The sequence below is a fragment of the Arthrobacter flavus genome (assembly GCF_039526005.1).
Taxonomy (GTDB): domain Bacteria; phylum Actinomycetota; class Actinomycetes; order Actinomycetales; family Micrococcaceae; genus Arthrobacter_D; species Arthrobacter_D flavus.
On the sequence record NZ_BAAAIJ010000004.1, the window covers coordinates 72287 to 95163 of the forward strand.

Genomic DNA, 22877 nt, shown 5'->3' on the forward strand with positions numbered 1-22877 from the left:
CACTATTACCGTCCCGCTGCCAAATGTCGCTATCAGTGCACTGACGTTATGTAGTGTGGTGTCATGACCTCACGAGTGAACAAGGCTGTCATCCCCGCTGCGGGACTTGGCACCCGGTTTCTTCCCGCCACCAAGGCGATGCCCAAAGAAATGCTTCCGGTAGTCGACAAGCCTGCGATCCAGTATGTGGTCGAAGAAGCAGTCAATGCCGGTATGACCGACATCCTGATGATCACCGGACGCAACAAGCGTTCGCTGGAGGACCACTTCGATCGGGTCCCCTTCATCGAGCAGACTCTCGAAGCGAAGGGCGATCATGAGAAGCTCGCCGCGGTGCGTCGCCCATCGGAGCTCGGCGACATCCACTACCTCCGCCAGGGCGACCCGAAGGGTCTCGGACACGCCGTGCTCCGTGCGAAGCTCCACGTCGGCAACGAGCCATTCGCCGTCCTGCTCGGCGATGACCTCATCGACGAGCGTGATGTGCTCCTCAAGACCATGATCGAGGTGCAGGAGAAGACCGGCGGGTCAGTGATCGCGTTGATCGAGGTTGACCCTGACCAGATCAGCGCCTATGGCTGCGCCGATATTTCGGCCATCGACGGCGAAGAGTATGTTCGGGTCAGCGAACTGGTGGAGAAGCCTGCGATTGACGAAGCTCCATCGAACCTGGCAGTCATTGGTCGTTACGTTTTGCACCCGCGGGTCTTCGACGTGCTGGAAACCACCGGCCCCGGACGCGGTGGAGAGATCCAGTTGACCGACGCGCTGCAGACTCTTGCTTCGGCCGAAGGCGAAGGATCAGGCGTGTATGGAGTGGTGTTCCGCGGTCGCCGGTATGACACGGGGGACAAGCTCAGCTACATCAAGGCCGTGGTCACCCTCGCCTCGGAGCGCGAGGATCTGGGCCCAGATCTCCAGAGCTGGTTGAAAAACTTCACCAACAACCTCAACGGCTAGCCTGTACCCAGTGAGCGGGCAATTCACCTGGCCGGTGACCCTTGAGACCGACGATCTGGTCCTCAGGCCCGTTCGTTTTCGAGACAAGCGGGAATGGTCGACGGTCAGGCAACGCAACGCTGAGTGGTTGGCACCGTGGGAGGCATCGAATCCTGCCCCGGGTGGCCACCTGCCGAGTTACACCGAGATGGTCAGGTCGTTGAAGAAGCAGGCCCGGAGCGGCTCGGCGTTGCCTTTCCTGATCACTGAACGTAGCTCTCACCTCCGAGAGACAGCACTTGTCGGCCAGCTCACCGTTTCGACGATCGTTTGGGGGTCGGCGATGAGCGCCACTCTCGGCTATTGGGTGGACCGGCAGCGTGCCGGCCACGGCATCGCTCCCACAGCAGTCGCCCTGGTGACCGACTACTGCTTCCGAAGTCTGGGACTCCATCGGATGGAAATCAACATTCGGCCGGAGAACTCAGCGAGTCTACGGGTCGTGGAGAAACTGGGATTCCGCGACGAGGGGCTCCGCGAGAGCTATCTGCACATTGCCGGTCAGTGGGCCGACCATCGCAGCTTCGCGCTGACCCACGACGAGGTCCCCGGCGGTCTGCTGGCGCGCTGGAAAAAACAGCTGGCCCGGGACCAGCGGGATACGGTAATTCAGCAACCCGGGGACGACACACCGCCGACAATACTCACCTGATCAGGGTAAACAACCTACGGTTTTAGACGTGGACTTCTCTATGAACAGCTCGGTGGTGCTAGCCGCAATTGTCGGCCTCTGGCTGGTCTGGGTTGCCCCTTATGTTCTTCGTATCCGCCGCCCGGCTCTGTTGGTTGAGCCGGTGGCCACCTCCGCCCTAGTTCCATCAGCAACAGCCGGGAGCAAAGTCTCTCAGGGGAGCATTATGGAAATGTCCGGTCACACCACCGACGCCGCCGGCACCCGCGGTGGTGGAGCAACCGCCAAGGTCGACTCGCCTCAGGGTCAGTTCACCATCCGGCGCGGGCGCAGCTCCATTGCCGCCATCGCTGCTGCAGCACTTCTCGCGGCCGTCGTCTGTATACCTTTTGCTGCTCTCTCCCTGGTGCCAGCACTAGTACCTGCTGGAGCCTTCGTGATGTTCCTGCTCGCGGTAGCGGGACTCCGCGTCCTCGCTGTCCGCGATCGGCGTCAAAAGGTCGATGCGGCATTCGCTGACGCTATGTCCCACCGGATGGCTGACCTGACTCCCCGTACGCAGGCGGTCGCCGCTCCGACTGTTGCCGCCCCGCGGCGTGAGACCAACCTCTTCGACGCCGAAACCACGGGCCCCGCAGCAACCTTGTCTCCACGCGGCTTGGGGTCGGCGACGGGAATAACAGGCACCGCAAACCGCACCGCAAACCTGACTGTCACCGAACTGCGCCAGGCGGCCCTGGCCGTCGCCGCCAATACCACCGGTACGACAGCAGACAGCACTGACCCTCTCAGCTCCGCCTCGCCTCACGCGGAGGTGAACACCGAACCCGCAGGAACACCCTGGCAGCCCGTTGAGGTGCCCAAGCCCATGTACGTTGCAGCCGCAAAGGCACAACGGCAGGCTCCAGCCCCACTGGAGCTCCCTGCCGCTCCCAAGCCACAGGCTAAGACGACCCTGAAACAAGGAGCAGCTGCGCCCGCAGTAGCTGGTCCAGACACGACATCGGGAAGCAGCTCAGCAGCCAACCCCACCACTGGCAGGATGAACCTGGATGACGTCCTACAGCGTCGTCGGGCCTGATTCTTTCCACCCCAGGCAGGGGGCCGAGGCGGCCCAACTGCGTTTGCTTGAGGGAGACGACGTGGCCGAGCCACTTCGGCTCGCACTCGCGACGTTAGGACGACGACCCACTCACTGGTCGCTGGAACAGGTTCACCACCGTCCCGGGGCCGGGGCAACCGGCATCTATCAGGTGCAGGCAGAAACCGAAGACGGCGAACCCACCACAGATTTCCTCTGCGTCAGCACTGCGCAGCTTCCCGCCGACATCCCGGCAACGGTGCAGCTCAGCGGACCCGATGACACCGCCTTGACGGTGTGGCTACACCCCAACGATCCACTGCTACCGGGGCTGCCGTGGGCGTGCGATGCCCGAAAAGTGGGTGCGGCGCTGTTCCCGAACAGCCATTCAGCCGGATCGGCACCAGTGAGCGTTCCGGTGCTGGCGACGGTCAGCTACCGTCCCCTCAGACGAGCAGTCCTCACTGCCGACCTTTCCGGACAGCGGCGCTATCTGAAGGTTCTCCGATCCGGTCAGGCGACCCAACTCGCTGCACGTCATCAACTGCTCAGGGCAGCGGGGATACCGGCCCCGTCACTCATTGACGTTCCAGCACCCGAGGTGTTGGCGATGCACCCAGCGCCCGGCACGCCGCTTGCTGAACAACTCATGCGCGACGGAGCGGAGTCGCTGAGCCCGAAGACCCTGGTCGAGTTGTTGCATCGGCTGCCAGCCGAAGCGATGCAACTGCCGGAGCGGTCAGCGTGGTCGACACGGGTCCGCGACTACGCCATGGGAGCTCTCGCCGTCCTGCCGGGCGAAGCGACAAGAATTTCGAAGCTCGCTGAACTGGTTCACAGCCTCGTTGCATCAGGCCCTGTGGGCCCCAAGGTCCCGTCCCACGGCGATTTTTATGAAGGTAATCTGTTGGTTTCGGGCGGCCAGGTGTCGGGTCTGTTGGATGTTGACGCGCTGGGCCCCGGGTATTTGGTGGACGACCTGGCTTGCTTCATCGGACATCTCGCGGTGTTACCGGCTCTGGACAGCCGTTACCAACATGTCCCCGTGGCTCTCCACCGGTTCCTGACGGTGTTCGACGACGAAGTGAACCCGGTCGCCCTTCGAGGCCGCGCTGCAGGCATGGCGCTCACCCTGGTGGCCGGAGCCAAACACCGGGCGACCACCGCGGATCCGACGTCGTGGCGAACCGACGCCCTGAAGCGGCTCTCCATCGCGGAGAACCTCGCCAACGAGGCACTGACGCTGGAAGCTGACGAATTGTGAGAGGTCTCTCATCATCAGTTCCTTTGTGTCTCACAAACGCCGTGCACAGTAGTTGTACAACCAGCTATTGAGGATCCTGAAAGGACCCCACCGTGCACAAGCGAAACATCTGGATCGCCACCGGCTCACTCAGCGTGATGGCCCTTGGGCTCGGGGTTGCAGTCGCGGACAGTAACCACGCCCCTCGCGATCTTGGCTCCAGCATCGACCGGTCCAACGACGATGGGGCGGCCACCAACGACCCGGCGGACGGCGGTACCAGCCGGGGCGACGACGTCGGGGACGCTTCGACGATTGACTCCGACATCCTGACCCCTTCGCCGGCCCCTTCGCCGACCCCAACGGTCGTTGAGGCCTCGGCACCCACTGCAGCAAGCGCTCCGTCTGCCTCGACCCCGGCAGCACCGGCAGCCCCGGCACCCGCACCGGCACCCGCTCCGGCCCCCGTGCCAGCTCCAGTACCCGCTCCAATTCCGGCAGCCCCGGCGCCGGCCCCCGTCGTGGTTCCAGCGCCGGCCCCGGTTCAGCCCCCGGTGGTCTCCGGGGATTCAGGCTATTCGGCTCCCAGCGCTGGGTCAGCGTCCAGCGGGGACTAGTGGTCCAGTCAACCTGGCGCGCTTAACTCGTGATCGTGGCGATTCAAGGCTCGTCCGAGGCCAGCCGGTATCCCATGCCGCGAACGGTGGTGAACCGATGCGCCCCGAGCTTGTTGCGTAGATAACGCACGTAGACGTCCACCACATTGGACCCGGGATCAAAGTCATATCCCCAGACCCGGGAGAGCAGTTGTTCCCGGCTGAGCACCTGACCGGGGTTTCGGAGGAAAGCCTCGGCTAACGCGAACTCCCGGGCCGAGAGATCGATCTCCTTACCGTTGACCGCCGCGCGTCGGGTCCGTAGGTCGAGCTGCAGATTCTGGTGGGTGAGAACCGAGTTGGCGGCGGTAGGGGTATCCGGCCGCAACCGGAGCCGAACCCGTGCCAGAAGCTCCTCAAAACGGAACGGTTTAGCCATATAGTCGTCGGCTCCCCCCTCCAAGCCCGCAACAGTGTCATCGATCGAGCTCCGGGCGGACAGGATGATCACCGGGGTGGTGTTCCGTGACTCGCGCAGGCGCCGCAGCACGGTGAATCCGTCCTGGTCGGGCAGGCCGAGGTCAAGCACTATCAGCTCGAAGTCCCCGGTTTGGGCAAGATGGTAGCCATCCCTCCCATTGTCGGCAACGGTGGGGGCGTAACCGGCGGATCGTAGGCCTTTGGCAATAAATGAACTGATCCGCTCCTCGTCTTCCACAATTAGGATCTGGCTCAAACTCTTACTTCCTCTGATTCGTCTAACTGGTTGTTGAGCGGCAACACCATGGTGAAGGTGGACCCTTTGCCGGGAGTTGACTTCAGCTGCACGGTGCCTCCGTGGGCTCCCACAATTGCACTGACGATGGTGAGCCCGAGACCGGACCCTTCGGTCCGTCGCCCCTGAGTTCCACGCGCAAATCGTTCAAAGATCCGCCCCTGGTCTTCCTTCGGTACGCCAATCCCCTCGTCCCGTACCCACAATGACAGCCCGGCGTGATCCAGTCGCGAACCAACAGCAATCGTTGAGCCGTCGTCCGAGAACTTGACGGCGTTGACAACGAGCTGGAGCCAGGCCTGGGTAATCCGGCGTGGATCGAGCAAGCACGAAGTTTCCGACCGGGCGTCGATGGTCCACCGTCGCGAACCGAGTGGGCGCGCCTTGTCGAGGACCTCGTCAGTGAGGCGGCCAACGGCGACCGGTTCTGGTCTGACGAAACCAGGTCGGGTGATTCCGGCGAGGGTTACCAGGTCATCGACGAGGAGCCGCATCCGGTCGAGTTCGTCGAGAGCGATACCACGAACCGATGCGACGTCGACCGGATCGTGGGAGTCCTGCAGTTCGAGGTGGCCCTGCACAATGGTGATCGGAGTCCGTAGTTCGTGACCGACGTCGTCGAGAAGCTGACGCTGCGAGGTGAAGGAGCCTTCGAGGCGCTCCAGCATGGCGTTGACAGTCCTGGTGAGATCGGACAGATCGTCGTTTCCTGAGACCGGTATCCGTTCGGACAGATCGGAATCGCCAATGTGCTCTGCAGTATCTCGAAGAAGGCGGATCGGCATCAGCAGGTTGCCCACCAGAAGCCAACCCACCACACCGATGAAAATGAGGGTTCCGAAAGAGATCATCGCGAAAGTCGCGAAGGTCTGGTTGAGTTGCCCATGCTCCGCCCGTGAGTCGAACGCCAGAACGTACTGACTGGGTGACGTATCGGCGGCCAGCTGGACGGGGATGATCAGGGCTCGATAGGTGGTTTCAGTTGTGGTGATGCTGGTGATGGTGACTCTCGTCGGGTCCGCCTGGGAAGCAACGTAGTCCACCAACTCCAGGTCCTCTTCCAATCGAACCTGTACCGCAGGGTTGGCCAGCAGGACCGCCTCGCCGTTTTGTGTGCCCAACATTCCCTCGTTGGGTTCCGGAAGGGTGCGCTGCATGGCGACGAAAATGAGCTCCCCAGCCTCGGTGAAGTCTTCGCGGGTGGTGGGGTCGATCCCGGTCTCAAGCAAGGATTCGAACTCGAGGAAGTTCCGTTCGAGTGCGTTGTCCATATCAGTGTTGATGTCGGCGCGCTGCAACGCATACGCAGCTGATCCGGCCACCAACAGACCGAGAGCGGATAACGCGAGTACTGCACCCAGGACCCGCATTCTGACGGTCCAGTAGCCGCGCAACGCTGAAGAGATCCGCTGCCACCTGCGGTCCGGCTCCGCAGGGGGCGGGGTATCGGGAGGAGGGGTAGCAGGCGGGCGTTCAGTAGGGGCTGCAGCAGGCCCGGGCCGATGGGCCGGCGGGCGTGCAAAACCGTCGCTGCGGCTGCCCGTTTGGGCGTGGAGTACTTCTGTGCGGGGGCTCGATGCTGGCTTAGTCATCCCGATCGTCCCCGTCGTCCCCGTCGTCCCCGTCGTCGACTTCCCAATCGTCATCCCCGTCGTCGATTTCCCAATCGTCGTCGTCGCTTTGGAGGGGAAGCGGCGCTGGCACCACAGTGACGGGAGGAGGGGCGTCGTCTTCGGGCGCTACAGGATCCGGCACAGGGTCGGACGACGACGGGGAGGGGGACGGTGCCATTGGCGGGGGCGACGGTGTACTGCTGGGCTCCGTGGGTGGGGCCGGGGTGACGGTGTGGGTGAACGACGATCCAAGATCCGCCGGCACCGGATCTGCCAGGGAGCTCGCCACCCCGGCTCCTGCTACAAGTACTCCGCTCACACATACCGCACCCATCAACCAGGTGTGGAGCGAGGGAGACTTCATGTCCTAAGTATCCCCATGAAAGATGAGACACACATGAGAACCCGGGAAAAAAAATCAGCTATCTTCGGCGAGGGTCTGCAGAAGCGGTTCGGTGCGATACGGGATGTGTTCGTGCAGGGCCAGTACAGTCTCGGTGCGAATCACTCCCTTGATCCGCAGGATCGATCGAAGGGCAGATTGCAGGTGATGCGTGTCGGTCGCGGTGACACGACACCAGATGTCACCACGACCCGAGATCTCATGGACTTCCAGAACCTGGTACAGGCGCCGCAGACCGGCAATGACTCCGTCGAGCTCGCGGTGGGAGACCTCGATGGTGACGAAGGCCGCAACATCGTAGCTGAGCGCTTCCAGATCCAGTTCGCGACCGCTCGATCGCAGAGTCCCAGATCTGAGCAACCGGCGAATCCGTGACTGGGCGGTGTTCCGGGCGACACCCAGCTGATCACTGAGTTCACCAATTTGTGCCCGCGGATCCCGAACCAGCTCCAGAAGGAGCCGGATGTCGACCCGGTCCAATTTGCTCATGAGGTCCACTTCCTGTCAGATCCGTTGTCCAAAATTGACTATAACGCTCAGGTTTACTATCTGAAATGCGCCAATCATCCCCACAGGCCGGAGAATAAAGGGAATATGTGCTGTTTGTGTAACTGTATGGAGTCGAAGTGAGTGTTCTCAGCGAACTGCGGATGAAACCGTCGGACAAGATCGGCTGGGGCTGGGACGCGTCAGTCAAAAGCCGGCTGGTTTTGGCGGCGATGGTCATTTCGACCCTCCTGATCGGGGCCAACCTGGCAACGCCGATCTACCCAATTCTCCAGTCAACGATTGGAATCACGCCACTCGAGGTCACGGTGGCCTTCTCTGCCTATGTGGTGTCACTGGTGGTCGGCTTGCTGCTTGTGGGCCATTGGTCCGACCATGTGGGGCGACGGGCGGCTCTGGTGCTCGCCGTCGTGATCGGTTTTGCCGGGGCAGGGGTGTTCGGGGCAGCAACCTCCCTTCCAATGCTGGTTCTGGGGCGCTGTCTCCAGGGTGCTGCGGTGGCGCTAGCGACGGGGGCCAGTTCCGCTGCATTACGGGACCTCTTGCCGCACCGACCGGACTGGGCTTCACGATTTACGCTGCTGGCATCAGCCGGGGGAGTTGCTGCCGGGCCAGTCATCGGCGGCTTGCTATCCCTGCTGCCCGATCCCAGCAGGACCCCGTTCGCCATCTATTCAGTGGTCCTGCTCATACTGCTGATTCCCCTGCTCACCCTGAAGGCTCGGCCAGCCATTAGGACGGCTGACCCAGCGTCACCCCTCCGCGCCCTGAAACCGCGACGCCCCGCTGTGTCGAGAGCCGCTGGTAGGGCCTTCTGGAATGCATCAGCAGTGGGATTCCTCAGTTTTGCTGTTTTCGGTTTCACCCTCAGTTTGGCACCGACGTACTTTGCGTCCCTCGCCGATACTAGCTCCCGGCCCCTGATCGGGATCCTGGCAGCCTTGGTCCTGGCCTCTTCGGCACTCAGTCAACTGATGAGGGTGCGGGGTAGGCATGTCGTCGGACTTGGGCTGGCTGCATTGGGGGTGGGAGTGGCTTTGATCCCCGTGGCTGGGGCTGTCGACAGTGTGCCGCTGTTGGTCGTGGCGTGCGTTATTGCCGGAGCGGGACAGGGGGTGGCGTTTCGGATGGTGTTCAACGAGGTGTCTCTGCGGGTGGAACCAACCCACCATGCTCAGATCATCAGCACCCTCTATGTCCTCACCTATCTCGGAAGCAGTCTTCCGGTGGTCGGCCTTGGTGCCGCCAGCCAAGCATGGGGACTGGACCGTTCGGTAGCGGGCTTCGCTGGACTGATCGCTCTGGCGAGCCTTGTTCTGGCAGTGCGAAGCCTGCGCAGCACCCTTCGACGCGATTCCGGGGTAGTTGCTACCGGATAACTTCCGGTGAGTCACTGCAAAGAAGTCTCTGCAAAGAAATGCTTGCAAACAAATCTTTGTAACGGTATTCTGGGTGTATGAGTACACGCCACGGATCCGACGCCCAGCCAGCTGACCGCACCCTGGACCTCGCCGGGCTCAAGGCGCTGTCTCACCCGCTCAGAATCCAGCTTCTGGAACAGTTGTCCCAACTCGGCCCCCAGACCGCCAGCACACTTGCCGCCCGGCTTGGGGAATCCAGTGGTGCGACCAGCTATCACCTTCGTCAACTCGCCAAGCACCAACTGGTCCGAGAGGTGGAAGGGAAGGGGGCGGCCCGGGAGCGCTGGTGGGAGCGGCCACCGGGTGCGCTTAGCCTGTTTTCCAGTGATCTGGCCGAAGACCCAGCGGCCCTGCACGCGTCACGAATACTCAACCGCGAGATTGAGCATCATCGGGCGGCTCTGTTGCAGGACTTCATGGAACAAGGCTACGACTACCTCCCACCGGACTGGTTTGACGGGTCGGTAATCGCCACCATGAACGCCCGGCTGACCGCCGAGCAGCTGGCCGAGGTAACTGAAGAGATGCTTGGCCACGCCAGAACCCTGCTGGCGAAATACCGAGACAGCGGCGTTTCCGATCCCGCCGCTCGCGCAGTGCAGTTGCACTTCAACGCTTTCCCAATCCTGCAGGGACAATTCGACGTTCCGCTACAGCATCAGGGGAAGCCAGCTTCATCCGAACCCCAGACGTAGAAAAGAAGCAGTGATGACCACCTATTCCACCTATTCACCGTCCATCAGGCCCACGGGTTTTGACGCACTCCTCATCCTGGTGGGTCACCGCCTGGTCTCCATCGGCGAGCGACTCGCCCTTGATCACGCCCGCCACAGCGAAGCAATCCATGCCCACGACGAGCGACGGCGGGATCTATTGGCCGCGCACCATTCAGGCCTGCGACCGTAGGATTCCGCTTCTGACCTTCCAACGACCGTCGTCGAGGCTAGGGCAACACCCCGGTGTTGCCCGGCAGGTGGTTGAACACCAGGGTCGTCTCGGTGTGGCCTACCACCGGATCTGTCGTCAGATGGTCCAGTACCCAGTCCCGCAGGACCTCAGTGCTTGGCACAGCCAGATGCAGCAGATAGTCAACCGATCCCGCGACGTGGAAGGTAGAAACCACCTCCGGCAGATTTGGCACCCGATCAGTGAACCGATCGATCTCCTCGCGGTTGTGACCCTTGAGCTGGACCGAGACCATGGCCTGAACGGCACGGCCAATGGCCGCAAAGTCGAGCTGTGCGTGGTACCCGCTGATCACTCCGCGGTCCACCAACTGCCTCGTTCGCAAGAGAGCCGTCGACGGCGCCACCCCAATCCGCTCCGCGAGCTGCGCGTTGGTGATCCGAGCGTCGGCGACCAGCTCCTTCAGGATTTGCTGGTCTGTCTGATCGAGCATCGGGGTATCCCTCGCACGGTTGGGGGCGGCTGGGGCAAATGCGGCGTCTTCAGCCATGGGCAAGCCACTTCCTCGTGAACGATTGCGGTTGGGTTCCACCCTAGCGGTCGAGCTCGGCGATGAGGCGTGCCACCAGATCGGCCGCTCCAATCGACGGAGCGGCGCGGTACCCCGTGCCGGCCCATAACGCCATCAGCTCAGGATCGCCGGCAGCTGCGGCAGCCGCACGCAAGGGTGATGTCAAATGATGGACTTCTGGGTATCCGAGCGGGGCGTCGCGGTGGTCCCTCATAAACCGATTCTCGAGTCCCCTCGCTGGTCTTCCGCTGAATGCCCGGGTCACCGCAGTGCCTGGAAATGCCGGGGAGGTGAGAGCGTCCTTGTGAATCTGGCGCGCGCCGCTTTCAGGGGTCCGGACAAAGAGTGTTCCGAGCTGAACGGCCGTCGCCCCGGCGTCGAGCGTCCGCCGGATGTCCCGTCCTCCGGTGAGACCCCCCGCTCCGATCAGGGGGATGGTGGAGTGCGGGATCAGCGAGGCAATCAGGGCAGCAATGTCGGTGGTTGGCCTCTCGGCCGGTTGGCTGGGATCGAAAACAGCACTATGCCCGCCCGCTGAACTGTGCTGAACCACCGCTGCGTCGACCCCGTACTCCTGGGCTACAAGCAGTTCACGTTGGCAGGTCACCGTTGAGATGACCACGGTGCCGCGCTCCTGGAGTGCGGCAATGATGCTCCGGTCCGGTAGTCCGAAAGTCAGGCTCACGAAGGGGACTGGCTCATCCATCAGGAGGCCGACCTTGGAGTCCCAGCCGTCGTCGTCGTATCGGGGTTCGGGCAGCACCACACCACAACGATCGGCGAGAGCAGCAAGCGTCGCGCGGTAGGCCAACAGTGGCTCCCGGTTTTTCGTCGGATCACCTGGGACGAAGAGGTTCACGCCAAAAGGCAGACCGGTCGAGCGGACCGATGCGAGCTCAGCGCGCAGTGCCTGAACCGATTTGTAGCCCGCAGCGAGGAAACCAAGGCTGCCGGCCCGGGCGACAGCTGACACCAGGGTCGGGGTTGATACGCCGCCAGCCATGGGCGCCGCAACGATTGGCGAAGGGAACATCACTCGGGCCTTTGGTCGGTCGTGGTGACCAGTGAAAGAGCCGTGGTGCAGTTGGTAATCAGCCTTTCGAGCTGATGTCGGAGCAAGCCGTCGTCCACGCCGTCGTCGACGGCGTTAAGTGTCCTTTCGAGCCCGTGCCACGCGGCGTCGGTGAGCCGTCGGCCCGAAAGCGTCAGGTCGACGACGTTCGCCCGCGGATCGGCGGCGTTGATCGACACGCTGACCAGACCCTGTTCCCTGAGCTGGTGGACGCGTTGGGTGACCGAAGCCCTGCTCACGTCAAGTCCCTGGGCTATTGCCCGCTGCGGAGATGGGCCAGCGATGCGAAGGGTCAACAGGACCAGGAAGGGGGCGTAGTGGATGCCATGGTGTGCGGTGAGGTACTCGTCGGACACCCGGGTTACCAGTGTTGTTGCCCGGTGCAGCTTGAACACGGTCGATTGTCGGAGATCCATACTGTTAAGTAGTTAACATTTTTCGCGATCGGTCAAGTTTAGGCGTTCGAGGAGCCATACATTGCCAGGGACAGGACCACTCACACCGCACGCTGGCTAGACTTGCCGCCATGAGTGCTGCATGGGACACGAGGATTGGGGCCTACGGGCTGATTATCGACAACGGCAAGATCCTGCTGGCGCACTGGAACGAGTCCGGGGCCGCTGGCTGGACGCTCCCTGGCGGAGGGTTGGAGTTGGGTGAAGACGCGGCGACTGCTGCCGTCCGCGAGATATATGAGGAGACCGGCTACACCGCCGAGCTTGATCAGCTGTTGGGTGTGGACAGCCTCCACATCGCGGCCTCTGGCCGCCTCAACGGTTCTGACCGGCCGATGCATGCCCTCAGGATTGTCTATCGAGCCCGCACCATCGATGGATCGCTCCGCCATGAGGCTAATGGGTCAACCGACCGGGCCGCCTGGGTGCACCTCTCCGACCTGCCCACCCTTGACCGGGTGGGGCTGGTAGATGTCGCTTTAAGGATGGAGAATTTACTGTGAGGACATTCAGTGAACATTCTGCAGCAGTACGGGTATACCCAGCGGGTTAGCGCCCACTTCACGAGTCACTTCCCGGACACGGATCTCAATCCTGCCCGAGTGATACGGGTCGACCGTGGCAGGATTCGGCTGGCAGCCGAGCACGGCATCCTGATAGTTGCAGCCCATCAGGACGCAACCACCGGCGATTGGGTTGCCCTCGACCTCTCGGAGCCGGACCATCCCGTCGTCGTTGGGGTGATGCCCCGGTTGACGGTCGTGCAGCGCAAGAAGGCCTACGACCCGATCGCTGAACCGCAGGTACTGGCGGCCAACGTGGACATTGTCGGAATTGTCGTTCCGATCGATCGCCCCATCTCCGCCAACCGGCTCGATCGCACCTTGGTGGCAGCCCGGGACTCGGGCGCCACTCCGCTGGTTATCCTCACCAAAGCGGATCTCAGCAACAGGTTCGATTCGGTGGTGGCGGAAACCGTTGAACGGGCTGGGTCGGTGGGTGTTGTGACCACTTCAGCCGAAACGGGAGACGGTCTGGACGAGCTGCTCACCCGTGCCAAACCGGGGCAGACGATGGTATTGCTGGGCCCGTCGGGGGCCGGCAAATCAAGCCTGGCCAACGCGCTTGTCGGTCGAGCAGTGCAAAACACCGGGGCGGTCAGGGCTGCAGATGGGCGTGGAAAACACACCACCACAGCACGGGAGCTGATTCCACTGCCGGGTGGGGCGGTGCTGATGGACACCCCAGGCCTGCGTGGATTCGCGCTATGGGAGGCGGAGGACGGCCTTGATACGTCCTTCGAGGACGTCGAAAACCTCTTCGCAGGCTGCCGATTCACCGACTGCCAGCACGGGCCGGAGCCCGGCTGCGCCGTGCAGGAAGCGCTCGCAGGTGGGGCACTGGAGCAGCGCCGCTGGTTGAGCTACCAGAAAATGGAGCGAGAGCTAGCGAGCCTGCGCCGCCGACAGACTCCGACCCGGAACCACGCGCGAGGCCTGAACAGCCGCCAACGGGCCAAAGAGGAGGTTCTGGACAGGGACTATCGGAACAGGTTCCGTCAGCCGTAACGAAAGGCAGCACCGGGTCGCTACGGAGGGACAATCACGTATCCCACCGCTCTGCTGTGGCATCCTGTGTAAATGGCAGAATTCAAGCAGTCAACCAAGCTCCAGAACGTTCTCTACGACATCCGGGGTCCGCTGCTCGATCATGCCAAGTTCATGGAGGCCGAAGGGCACCGGATCCTGAAGCTGAATATCGGTAATCCAGCGCCGTTTGGTTTCGAAGCCCCGGAAGCCATCCTGGTGGACATGATCCGCCATCTTCCCAAGGCCCAGGGCTACAGCGACTCCCGAGGTATCTTTTCAGCGCGAACGGCAGTGGTGCAGTACTACCAGGGGCGAGGCCTGACCCACATGGACGTCGACGACGTCTACCTGGGAAACGGTGTCAGTGAACTGATCACCATGTCGTTGCAGGCCTTGCTGAACAACGGTGACGAAGTACTCGTGCCTACCCCCGACTACCCGCTATGGACCGCATCGGTGTCCCTGGCCGGTGGCACTGCCGTGCATTATCTCTGCGACGAGGAAAACCATTGGTGGCCCGATCTTGAGGACCTTGCCGCAAAGATCACGAGCCGGACCAAGGGAATAGTCCTCATCAACCCCAACAACCCCACCGGTGCGGTCTACCCACGCTCGATCATCGAGGGGATGGTGAAGTTGGCGCGTGAGCACGACCTCATTATCTTCGCCGACGAAATCTACGAGAAGATCCTGTACGACGATGCGGTCCACATCAACGCGGCGACGATTACGGGTGACGACGTGCTGTGCCTGACCTACAGCGGTCTTTCGAAGGCCTACCGGATTGCCGGGTTCCGAAGCGGCTGGATGGCGATTACTGGGCCAAAGCATCGGGCTGCAGATTACATCGAAGGGATCAACCTGCTGGCCAACATGAGACTGTGTGCCAATGTCCCGGCTCAGCACGCAATTCAGACAGCGCTGGGCGGGCACCAGAGCATCAATGATCTCATCCTGCCCGGTGGGAGGCTTAAACAGCAGCGCGATAGGGCCTATCAGCTGCTGAACGAGATCCCCGGAGTGAGTTGTGAACTGGCCCAGGGTGCGCTGTATCTGTTCCCACGGTTGGACCCCGAGGTCTATCCGATCAAGGACGACGAACAGTTCGCTCTCGACCTGCTCAAGCAACAGAAGATCTTGATCTCCCACGGGCGTGCCTTCAACTGGATTAACCCCGACCATTTCAGGATGGTCACGTTGCCCAACGTGGACGACCTTGAGGATGCCATCGGCAGGCTTGCCGAGTTCCTCAGCACCTACAAGCCATAAGTCGCTGCTGGAAGGAACACCATGTCGCCCGCAATCCCAGCGTTTGAGACCAGTCCCAGCCAGGCCCTCCTGGTGGGACCGGATATTGACCTCGCCTCGATCGATTCCCGCGCCACGCCCGGATTTACGGGGGGAAAGAAAGAGGGCCGGCTCAAACTGGATGCGGAGAACGCGGAGCTGTCGGAGCTTCAGGAAAAGCTCTTTGCCGAAAGCAGGTTCGGCAGTGAGCTCTCGTTGCTTGTGGTGCTCCAGGCCATGGATACCGCGGGAAAGGGCGGAATTGTCCGTCACGTGGTGGGAGCAGTCGATCCGCAGGGCGTCAAGCACTACGCCTTCAAGACACCCACGGCTGCAGAGAAGCGCCACGATTTTCTCTGGCGGATCAAGAAACAACTGCCCGGTCCCGGAATGATCGGGGTCTTTGATCGCTCCCATTACGAAGATGTACTGATCCAGCGGGTGCGCGGGTTTGCGGAGCCCCCGGTGATCGAGGAGCGCTACGGCCTCATCAGGGATTTCGAAGCGTCGCTGGTGGAGTCAGGAACACGCATCATCAAGGTGATGCTCCACATCAGCCCGGAGGAGCAGAAAGCCCGTCTGGCGGAGCGGCTTGAACGCAAAGACAAACACTGGAAGTACAACCCCGGAGATCTGGACGAACGGCAATTATGGGACGAGTATCAGGCCGCCTATCAACTGGCCATTGAGCGCACGTCCACTGCCGAGGCGCCGTGGTTCGTGGTCCCCGCAGACCGGAAGTGGTATGCGCGGATGGCTGTTCAGCAACTCATTATCGACGCGCTGCAGGATATGCAGCTCAGCTGGCCGAAAGCCCATTTCGACGTCGAAGCCGAGCAGGCACGCATCGCTCGGTCCTGACCGGCGTCACCATCTACAGACCCGTAAGTGCGTCATCGGCGGTGGTGAGTAGCTAGCCGGTTTGCTCGGCTTTGTCGCGGGCCGCCGCGAGGCGCTTTTTGGCCCCTTCAAGCCATGACTCGCAATGATCGGCCAGTGCCTCGCCTCGCTCCCACAGGGCTAGGGAACGCTCGAGCGTTACTCCGCCGGCCTCAAGCTGGCTGACAACCGAGACGAGTTGCTCGCGTGCCTGTTCGTACGACAACTTACTGACATCCTGATCCGCTGCCGGGTCGTTGGCATTTGATTTGGTGGGCTGGCTCATGGGGTGTCCTCTGGATTGGTGGCGGGGGTGTGGTGGGATTCGAGGGTTGCGGCAGCAAGTTCACCGCGCGCCAGGCGGATCTTGAGAAGGGACCCGGGAGGTGTCTTCGCGGCATCCCGTGCGATGGACCCATCCTCAAGCTGGACCACCGCGTACCCGCGGTCGAGGGTGTTCTGCGGAGAGAGTGACCGGATCTGGGACCGGAGGTGGTGCACACGGTCCGTGTCGCGCGAGACGGCAGACGTCACCGCGAGCCGTGCGCGCCCTCGTAACCTCTCGACGTCGTCCACCCGTACCGACACCATCCCCTCGGGCTGGGCCAACACAGGCCGCGAACGAAGGTGGGCCAGCCGTTCGGTTTCCCTCGAAACGAGCGTTCCTATCGCCCGAGAAAGTTGCGCCCGAGACTGCCGGATCCGTTGAAATTCCTCAGCGACGTCGGGGACCACGCGTTTGGCTGCATCGGTGGGGGTGGACGCACGGAGGTCCGCCACCTCATCAATCAGGGGTCGGTCTGCTTCATGCCCGATCGCGCTCACTACTGGAGTCCGGGCTGCTGCTACCGCCCGGACCATTTCCTCACTGCTGAACGGCAGCAGGTCTTCGAGCGAGCCGCCACCGCGGGTGATGATGATGACGTCAACGGTGGGCATGGCGTCCAACTCGGTCAGTGCGGCGGTCACCTGGCCCACGCAGCCAACCCCCTGAACCGCGACCTCCCGGATCTCAAATTCGACGGCCGGCCACCGGAGGCTGGCGTTTCGTAGTACGTCCTTCATCGCGTCCGAACCGCGCCCGGTGATCAACCCAATCCGGTGGGGGAGCAGGGGCAGCGGTTTGCGGAGCCGTGCGGCGAACAGACCCTCGGCGGAGAGTGACTGCCGAAGGCGTTCAATCCGCGCCAGCAGGTCACCGAGACCCACCTGCCTGATGTGCCACGTCTGCATGGATAGGCGTCCGGTCTTCAGCCAGAAGTCAGGCTTCAGTTGGGCCACCACCCGGGAACCGTGTTCGAGCGGAACGTCCAGGCGTGACAGCACGTTGCCTCGGATCGTCAACGGCAGCGACACCTCGGCGTCGACATCCCGTAGGGTCACGAAACACATATTGGATCGCCGGTTCACTTCAATAACCTGCCCCTCAACCCAGGCCGCCGGAGCGCGCTCCAGATGAGCCTTCAACTTCTCCGAGAGCAGATGAAGTGGCCAGGGTCGCTCTGCTGTTGTTTCGGCCGCGGTGGCGGGAAGAGTCGTGGGCTGGCTGGGAGCCGCATCGGCCAGGTCCTGGCCCTGCACGCGCACACCGTTGGAACCGTTGCGCGGTTGCACCGCGCCGTCATCATTCATCAGTTGACACTCCCAACGCTTGTGGCTGGAACACGGCGTGGCGTTGCACCCTGTTCCCTTCATGTTTATCAGCTTGCGCCCCCAGCCGGGTCCACGCAGACTCGGTGTGGAGGAAAAGTCCAGCTGGCCGGGGCATAATCGATACTTCTCTCACTACAAGGCAGGACAGAATATGCGGACGTTTGGTGCGGCGTTTTTCACACTAGTGGCGCTGGTGCTGGCCGGGATTGCCCTGCCGGGTGCCTGGATCGACAGGAATCTCGTCCAGGTGGACGGTTTCGTCGAGCTGGCCGGACCGCTCGGCTCTGATCCCGAGTTTCAGGCGCAGCTAACGTCAGCCTTAGCCACCGAAGCTACCGCAAATGCCGGACTTCCTGAGGCCCTGACCGGCATCGTTGAACCTCTGATCGCGGAGGCGGCGAGCAACGTCGTTGGCCTGCCAGGTTACCCCGAGGCATGGAATGACACGCTGCGCCGTTCCCATGAGTTGAGTTTCCCAGCCGACGCCGATGTGTTCAACGGTGTGGACTCGCCCGAACCTGTAAGGCTGGACCTCGCCCCGGTGCTCGCCCTCGCCCTCCAGGAAGTGGGGACGACATTAGGGGTAGACGTCCCGGCTCCGGAGCAGACCCTGGTGGAAGTCGCGTCACCCGAGCGGCAAAGCACCGTGGGCCAGCTCGCGGCACTCGCGGGACTGTGGCCGATACTGGGTGCCGGCGCGGTGGTGAGCGCGCTCAGTGCCCTTGGGCTAGCCCGACGGCGGAGCACCACCCTGGCATTCCTCGGCCTGGGCACGGCAGCCCTCGGGGTGCTCTACTGGGCTGGGGCTCGGTCCGCTCCGGAAATTCTGGAACGGGTGAGGGCCGAGCGCGGGGCATCTGAAGGTTCAATCTCCGCCCTGTTCCAGGATGGCCTGGTAGCCCGGGCCGCCGAGGTTGGCGAGCCGCTATGTCTGGCAGTCATCGGAGTGGGAGTGGTGCTGCTCCTGGGAGGGGTAGTGTCACGGCTGATCAGCGGCCGTCAAAGAACAACCGTGGCTTAGCTCTCAGCGGATCAGGGCCAGTTGTCTCGGGCCGGAGGGCCCACAACCGTTAGCATTGAGGGATGACCAGCACAGCAGTCTCAGTGCCCATGCCCTCGGTGCCCAGGAGGCGGCGCTCGCCTGCCGAGATCGACGCCGCACAGCCCGTTTCGGGGGGACGCAAAGTCCTGCTCGCTGCACCGCGCGGCTACTGCGCCGGAGTGGACCGGGCCGTGATCGCCGTCGAGAAAGCTCTCGAACACTACGGCGCTCCGGTGTACGTTCGCAAGCAGATTGTCCATAACCTGCATGTGGTCTCCACGCTTGAGGCCAAGGGTGCCATCTTTGTGGAAGAGAACGAGGAGGTACCCGAGGGCGCCCTGGTGGTCTTTTCCGCCCACGGCGTCTCACCGGCAGTGATCCAGTCGGCTGAAGACCGGGGGCTACGCACCATTGACGCAACCTGCCCTCTGGTCACCAAGGTCCACAAGGAAGCGGTCCGGTTCGCGAGGGACGATTTCGATATCCTGCTGATCGGTCATGAGGGCCATGAGGAAGTCGAAGGCACCGCCGGGGAAGCTCCGGAGCACATCCAGATCGTCAACGGTCCGGAGGATGTGGACAAGGTGACGGTTCGCGACCCCGACAAGGTGATCTGGCTATCTCAGACCACGCTCAGCGTCGATGAAACAATGCTCACCGTGAACCTGCTCAAGGAGCGCATCCCCACACTGCAGGACCCGCCGAGTGACGATATTTGCTACGCCACCTCCAACCGGCAGGCAGCGATCAAGAAGATCTCACCTAGCTCGGATTTGGTGATTGTGGTTGGTTCAGCCAATTCCTCCAACTCGGTACGCCTGGTTGAAGTGGCCCTTGAGTACGGGGCTAAGGCCTCCTACCGTGTCGATTTCGCGAACGAGGTGGACGAGACCTGGTTTGAAGGCGTCTCAACCATTGGTGTCACCTCGGGTGCGTCTGTCCCCGAGAATCTGGTCCATGATGTGTTGCGCCTCCTCGCAGACTACGGGTACGGCGACGTTGAGGAAGTGGTCACGGCCGAGGAGGACATCATTTTCTCGTTGCCCAAGGAAATCCGCGCAACCTTGAAGGCGATGGGGGATTCAACCAGCGGCATCGGCGGCAGGGGACCCCGACCCAAGCGCTGAGGCCGGTTCTACGCGCTGCGGCGGCCGCCGTCGCTCCCTGACTCGTTATCCTCAAGCAACTCGGGTGCACTCAGCAGTCGTGGTGTTGACTCCACCGCTGGAACCCTGAGAGCGCTGGACGGTTGCCCCGGATCGGTCGACGAGCCGCCCAGGGACGCTGAATCAAAGTCGTTGATACGGCGGGCGGTCGGCAACACCCGTGATTCAAGGGTTCCGACAAAGGAGTTGTACTTCTCGACCGAGGACTTCAGTGAGTTGCCCAGCTTAGTGACATGCTCTCCCATGGTGCCGAGCCGGTCATAGAGCTGCCGGGACAGTTCGAACAGTTCCTTGGCATGCTCGGTGAGCACGTCCTGGCGCCAGCTGTAGGCGGCGCCCTTGAGGATAGTCAGCAAGGACACGGGCGACGCCAATGCCACGTTGCGGGTGAAGGCGTAGTCGAGGAGTCCGGGATCGGCGCGTAGCGCTGATGAAAGCACCGACTCCACGGGAATGAAACACACCACCAACTCCGGCGTGTTCTCCACACCCTGCCAATATCGTTTTCTTGCCAGGGCATCAATGTGTGCCCGCAGCGCTTTGGCGTGCTGCTGGAGCAGGAGCTCGCGCTGGCTGACCTGTTGTCCGTCTCCACCATCAGATCCCTCGGGTAGCTCTTGGGCGTCAAGGAACGCGGCCAGCGGAACCTTCGCGTCCACGACCAGCTGTTTACCACCGGGCAATTGGACGATCATGTCGGGCCGGGCTGAGGTGTCCTTGGCACCAGCGCTGAGGGTGATGGTTGCCTGCTCCAGGAAGTCGACGCGGGGGAGCATGCCTGCCGCTTCGACCACCCGACGAAGCTGTACCTCCCCCCACTGGCCACGGGCGCTGTTGCTCCGCAGTGCGGCCGTCAGCGAATGCGTGGTGGACAGGAGCTGTGCGTCGGAGTGCCGTGCCTCCCTGAGCTGTTCGGCGAGTTGCCCGAACTGCTCCACCCGGTCGCGCTCGAGGATCCCCACCTGGGACTGGAGGTGAGTCAGCTTGTCGGCCACCGGCGCCAGCGCGCGTAACACTGACTGATCACCGACTGACCGGGAGGTGAGCTCACGGTTCTGGGTGCCCAGCATCCGGTTTTCCGCTGTTGCAGCAGCCAACGCTGCGTTGGTGCTCCCCAAACGCTCGCCGACGTCGTCGAGCTCCTCCGCCAGCCGCTGCACCTTCAGCCGCGCCGCCCAGGCGACACCCACCGCTCCGAGGATTGCGCCGATGAGCACCGACAATACGATCAAAACCACAATGAATCCGTCCATGCCACCACCATCTCAGCCAGCACCGACATTCTGGTTCACCCACGACGGCGCGGTGGAAGCTGGGGCAAACGGTAGACTCTATTCCCGTGGCTCTTACTATTGGCATCGTCGGACTGCCCAACGTCGGCAAATCAACCCTATTCAACGCGCTCACCCGCAACAATGTGCTTGCTGCGAACTACCCGTTCGCAACCATCGAGCCGAACGTCGGGGTGGTGAGCCTGCCTGACGCACGGCTTAACCAGCTGGCCGAAATCTTCGGGTCGCAGCGCATTCTGCCAGCCACAGTTTCTTTCGTGGACATTGCCGGGATCGTCAAGGGCGCGTCGGAGGGTGAGGGACTCGGAAACCAGTTCCTGGCCAACATCCGTGAGGCCGAGGCTATTGCTCAGGTAATCCGCGTGTTCGACGACCCCGATGTTATTCACGTTGACGGCAAGGTCGATGCTCGTTCCGACATGGAGACCATCAACACCGAGCTCATTCTTGCTGACCTCCAAACCCTTGAGAAAGCCATTCCCAGGGTTGAAAAGGAAGTCAAGATCAAGAAGCGGGAACCGGCGCAGCTCGCAGCCATGGTTGCCGCGCAGACGGTGCTGGAGCGCGGCGACACCATTTTCGCCTCGGTCGCCAAAGACAAGCTGGAGATGGAACACCTTCGCGAACTGAGCTTGCTCACCGCCAAACCCTTCATCTACGTCTTCAACGCCGACGATTCTGTTCTGGGCAACGAGGAACGTGAGGCAGAGCTGCGGGAGCTCGTGGCGCCCGCCGACTGCATCTTCCTCGACGCCAAGCTGGAATCCGATCTGGTGGAGCTGGACGAAGAAGAGGCCCGAGAAATGCTCGAGATGAACGGGCAGAACGAGTCCGGTCTCGATCAGTTGGCGCACGTCGGTTTCCACACCCTCGGGCTGCAGACCTATCTGACGGCTGGCCCCAAGGAAACGCGCGCGTGGACAATCACCAAGGGCGCAACCGCTCCCGAAGCTGCGGGAGTCATTCACACCGACTTCCAACGCGGCTTCATCAAGGCAGAGGTGGTCTCCTTCGGTGATCTGGTGGATGCCGGATCGATGGCTGAGGCCAAGTCCCGCGGCAAGGTCCGCATTGAGGGCAAGGAATACGTTATGGCCGACGGCGACGTCGTGGAATTTAGATTTAATGTATAGGCATGGCGTCCTTTTCGCGCATAGATCGAGTTTGACTTGATTCACCCAGGAATTATTCTCGGCACGAAGTGCCCCGTCTGGGTCAGATAACCTAGCGGGGCACCTTGTGCTTGTGGCTACAAAGTTATGGCGCCGGCCTTCCCGAATTCAGACTCGCGATACTGTTCGGAAGTGTCCACACAATCCTCAGGGTTGGACCCGTACGTGGATTGATGACGTGGCCGAGAACGTCGCCGAGCAAAGCGTAACGTTCACCAGAACCGTCAAGCCCCATATGGTTTGTCGATGCAGATCGTGCCGATGCCGGCGACGGCGAAGTCCTGCTGAGCCGCTCACCGATAGCCACTGTGCTGTGCATGCGTGGCGACGTAGAGAGATTTGCTATGGACTTCCCGGACAAGCGACCCCCGATACATTACGCATAGGCGCATATAGTCATAGCTATTGTGTATTTACACCCACATCAGGAGCGTCGCAATGGGGCTCTTCATAGTTGAGGGTGTAGGTGGGGTCTGAAGCCGCCTGATTCGAGCAGGCTGCGGGCGATGTAATTGGTGAGGTTA

25 protein-coding genes are annotated in these 22877 nt (G+C 62.2%); 15 read left to right on the forward strand and 10 right to left on the reverse strand.

The genetic code is table 11. The features are described from left to right. Window positions 1-63: 63 nt before the first annotated feature. The 5 genes from galU (at window position 64) to ABD059_RS01675 (ending at window position 4571) form a co-directional block, all read left to right on the forward strand. The gene (galU, locus tag ABD059_RS01655; RefSeq protein WP_343877359.1) at window positions 64-960 is read left to right on the forward strand and encodes a UTP--glucose-1-phosphate uridylyltransferase GalU; all 897 of its coding nucleotides are present in this window, start codon (window positions 64-66) and stop codon (window positions 958-960) included. A gap of 10 nt (window positions 961-970) precedes the next feature. Continuing rightward, entirely contained in the window at window positions 971-1651 is a 681-nt protein-coding gene (locus ABD059_RS01660) for a GNAT family N-acetyltransferase (RefSeq protein WP_343877360.1), read from the forward strand. 28 nt (window positions 1652-1679) lie between these two features. Then, a complete protein-coding gene (locus ABD059_RS01665) occupies window positions 1680-2711 on the forward strand; it encodes a hypothetical protein (protein WP_343877361.1) in 1032 nt (343 codons plus the stop codon). Next, entirely contained in the window at window positions 2683-3975 is a 1293-nt protein-coding gene (locus ABD059_RS01670; RefSeq protein ID WP_343877362.1) for a phosphotransferase, read from the forward strand. Before ABD059_RS01665 ends, ABD059_RS01670 begins: the two co-directional genes overlap by 29 nt. A gap of 92 nt (window positions 3976-4067) precedes the next feature. Beyond that, window positions 4068-4571 carry a hypothetical protein gene (locus ABD059_RS01675; RefSeq protein WP_343877364.1) on the forward strand — a complete coding sequence of 168 codons (504 nt, stop codon included), beginning with the start codon at window positions 4068-4070 and terminating at the stop codon, window positions 4569-4571. 43 nt (window positions 4572-4614) lie between these two features. Here the strand turns inward: ABD059_RS01675 and ABD059_RS01680 are convergent, their stop codons facing one another. The 4 genes from ABD059_RS01680 to ABD059_RS01695 are packed head-to-tail and all read right to left on the reverse strand — an operon-like array spanning window position 4615 to window position 7830. Further along, window positions 4615-5286 (reverse strand): response regulator transcription factor, encoded by a 672-nt coding sequence (locus ABD059_RS01680; RefSeq protein ID WP_343877365.1) that lies wholly within the window; start codon window positions 5284-5286, stop codon window positions 4615-4617. Further along, window positions 5283-6917 (reverse strand): sensor histidine kinase, encoded by a 1635-nt coding sequence (locus ABD059_RS01685; protein WP_343877366.1) that lies wholly within the window; start codon window positions 6915-6917, stop codon window positions 5283-5285. Before ABD059_RS01685 ends, ABD059_RS01680 begins: the two co-directional genes overlap by 4 nt. Then, on the reverse strand, window positions 6910-7302 hold the full coding sequence (locus tag ABD059_RS01690; RefSeq protein WP_343877367.1) for a hypothetical protein: 393 nt from the start codon (window positions 7300-7302) through the stop codon (window positions 6910-6912). The genes ABD059_RS01685 and ABD059_RS01690 overlap by 8 nt, the downstream gene beginning before the upstream one ends. A gap of 54 nt (window positions 7303-7356) precedes the next feature. Continuing rightward, a complete protein-coding gene (locus tag ABD059_RS01695; protein ID WP_343877368.1) occupies window positions 7357-7830 on the reverse strand; it encodes an Lrp/AsnC family transcriptional regulator in 474 nt (157 codons plus the stop codon). A 137-nt stretch (window positions 7831-7967) separates the two neighbouring features. Between ABD059_RS01695 and ABD059_RS01700 the strand changes: the two genes are divergently transcribed. The 3 genes from ABD059_RS01700 (at window position 7968) to ABD059_RS01710 (ending at window position 10175) form a co-directional block, all read left to right on the forward strand. Then, window positions 7968-9227 (forward strand): MFS transporter, encoded by a 1260-nt coding sequence (locus ABD059_RS01700; protein ID WP_343877370.1) that lies wholly within the window; start codon window positions 7968-7970, stop codon window positions 9225-9227. Window positions 9228-9304: 77 nt separating this feature from the next. Further along, complete coding sequence (locus ABD059_RS01705) at window positions 9305-9964, forward strand: ArsR/SmtB family transcription factor (RefSeq protein WP_343877371.1); 660 nt, start codon at window positions 9305-9307, stop codon at window positions 9962-9964. A gap of 13 nt (window positions 9965-9977) precedes the next feature. After that, window positions 9978-10175 (forward strand): hypothetical protein, encoded by a 198-nt coding sequence (locus ABD059_RS01710; RefSeq protein WP_343877372.1) that lies wholly within the window; start codon window positions 9978-9980, stop codon window positions 10173-10175. Window positions 10176-10212: 37 nt separating this feature from the next. On the opposite strand, the gene ABD059_RS01715 is transcribed toward ABD059_RS01710, so the two are convergent. The 3 genes from ABD059_RS01715 to ABD059_RS01725 are packed head-to-tail and all read right to left on the reverse strand — an operon-like array spanning window position 10213 to window position 12234. Continuing rightward, window positions 10213-10725, reverse strand: coding sequence for an Lrp/AsnC family transcriptional regulator (locus ABD059_RS01715; RefSeq protein ID WP_343877373.1), 513 nt, complete (start codon window positions 10723-10725; stop codon window positions 10213-10215). A gap of 43 nt (window positions 10726-10768) precedes the next feature. Further along, window positions 10769-11779 carry an NAD(P)H-dependent flavin oxidoreductase gene (locus tag ABD059_RS01720; protein ID WP_343877374.1) on the reverse strand — a complete coding sequence of 337 codons (1011 nt, stop codon included), beginning with the start codon at window positions 11777-11779 and terminating at the stop codon, window positions 10769-10771. Then, window positions 11779-12234 carry a MarR family winged helix-turn-helix transcriptional regulator gene (locus ABD059_RS01725; RefSeq protein WP_343877375.1) on the reverse strand — a complete coding sequence of 152 codons (456 nt, stop codon included), beginning with the start codon at window positions 12232-12234 and terminating at the stop codon, window positions 11779-11781. Before ABD059_RS01725 ends, ABD059_RS01720 begins: the two co-directional genes overlap by 1 nt. 110 nt (window positions 12235-12344) lie before the next feature. Here ABD059_RS01725 and ABD059_RS01730 point away from each other — a divergent pair, with 110 nt between their 5' ends. The 4 genes from ABD059_RS01730 (at window position 12345) to ABD059_RS01745 (ending at window position 16010) form a co-directional block, all read left to right on the forward strand. Beyond that, window positions 12345-12776, forward strand: coding sequence for an NUDIX hydrolase (locus ABD059_RS01730; RefSeq protein WP_343877377.1), 432 nt, complete (start codon window positions 12345-12347; stop codon window positions 12774-12776). 9 nt (window positions 12777-12785) lie between these two features. Beyond that, the gene (gene rsgA, locus ABD059_RS01735; protein WP_343877378.1) at window positions 12786-13841 is read left to right on the forward strand and encodes a ribosome small subunit-dependent GTPase A; all 1056 of its coding nucleotides are present in this window, start codon (window positions 12786-12788) and stop codon (window positions 13839-13841) included. Between the two features lie 72 nt (window positions 13842-13913). Beyond that, window positions 13914-15131: a pyridoxal phosphate-dependent aminotransferase gene (locus ABD059_RS01740; RefSeq protein ID WP_343877379.1), complete on the forward strand. Its 1218-nt coding sequence runs from the start codon at window positions 13914-13916 to the stop codon at window positions 15129-15131. A gap of 21 nt (window positions 15132-15152) precedes the next feature. After that, window positions 15153-16010, forward strand: a complete 858-nt coding sequence (locus tag ABD059_RS01745) for a polyphosphate kinase 2 family protein (protein ID WP_343877381.1) — start codon at window positions 15153-15155, stop codon at window positions 16008-16010. Between the two features lie 52 nt (window positions 16011-16062). Here ABD059_RS01745 and ABD059_RS01750 read toward each other — a convergent pair whose 3' ends face one another. Beyond that, window positions 16063-16314 carry an exodeoxyribonuclease VII small subunit gene (locus ABD059_RS01750; RefSeq protein WP_343877383.1) on the reverse strand — a complete coding sequence of 84 codons (252 nt, stop codon included), beginning with the start codon at window positions 16312-16314 and terminating at the stop codon, window positions 16063-16065. Beyond that, the gene (gene xseA / locus ABD059_RS01755; RefSeq protein ID WP_343877384.1) at window positions 16311-17660 is read right to left on the reverse strand and encodes an exodeoxyribonuclease VII large subunit; all 1350 of its coding nucleotides are present in this window, start codon (window positions 17658-17660) and stop codon (window positions 16311-16313) included. The genes ABD059_RS01750 and xseA overlap by 4 nt, the downstream gene beginning before the upstream one ends. A 172-nt stretch (window positions 17661-17832) precedes the next feature. Here xseA and ABD059_RS01760 point away from each other — a divergent pair, with 172 nt between their 5' ends. Together ABD059_RS01760 and ABD059_RS01765 are read left to right on the forward strand one after the other, a co-directional pair. After that, window positions 17833-18702: a hypothetical protein gene (locus tag ABD059_RS01760; protein ID WP_343877386.1), complete on the forward strand. Its 870-nt coding sequence runs from the start codon at window positions 17833-17835 to the stop codon at window positions 18700-18702. Window positions 18703-18764: 62 nt separating this feature from the next. Further along, window positions 18765-19850, forward strand: coding sequence for a 4-hydroxy-3-methylbut-2-enyl diphosphate reductase (locus ABD059_RS01765; RefSeq protein ID WP_343877387.1), 1086 nt, complete (start codon window positions 18765-18767; stop codon window positions 19848-19850). Between the two features lie 8 nt (window positions 19851-19858). On the opposite strand, the gene ABD059_RS01770 is transcribed toward ABD059_RS01765, so the two are convergent. Further along, window positions 19859-21142: a DNA recombination protein RmuC gene (locus ABD059_RS01770; RefSeq protein WP_343877388.1), complete on the reverse strand. Its 1284-nt coding sequence runs from the start codon at window positions 21140-21142 to the stop codon at window positions 19859-19861. Window positions 21143-21228: 86 nt separating this feature from the next. Between ABD059_RS01770 and ychF the strand changes: the two genes are divergently transcribed. Then, window positions 21229-22314, forward strand: coding sequence for a redox-regulated ATPase YchF (ychF, locus tag ABD059_RS01775; RefSeq protein ID WP_343877390.1), 1086 nt, complete (start codon window positions 21229-21231; stop codon window positions 22312-22314). Window positions 22315-22877 lie beyond the last annotated feature (563 nt).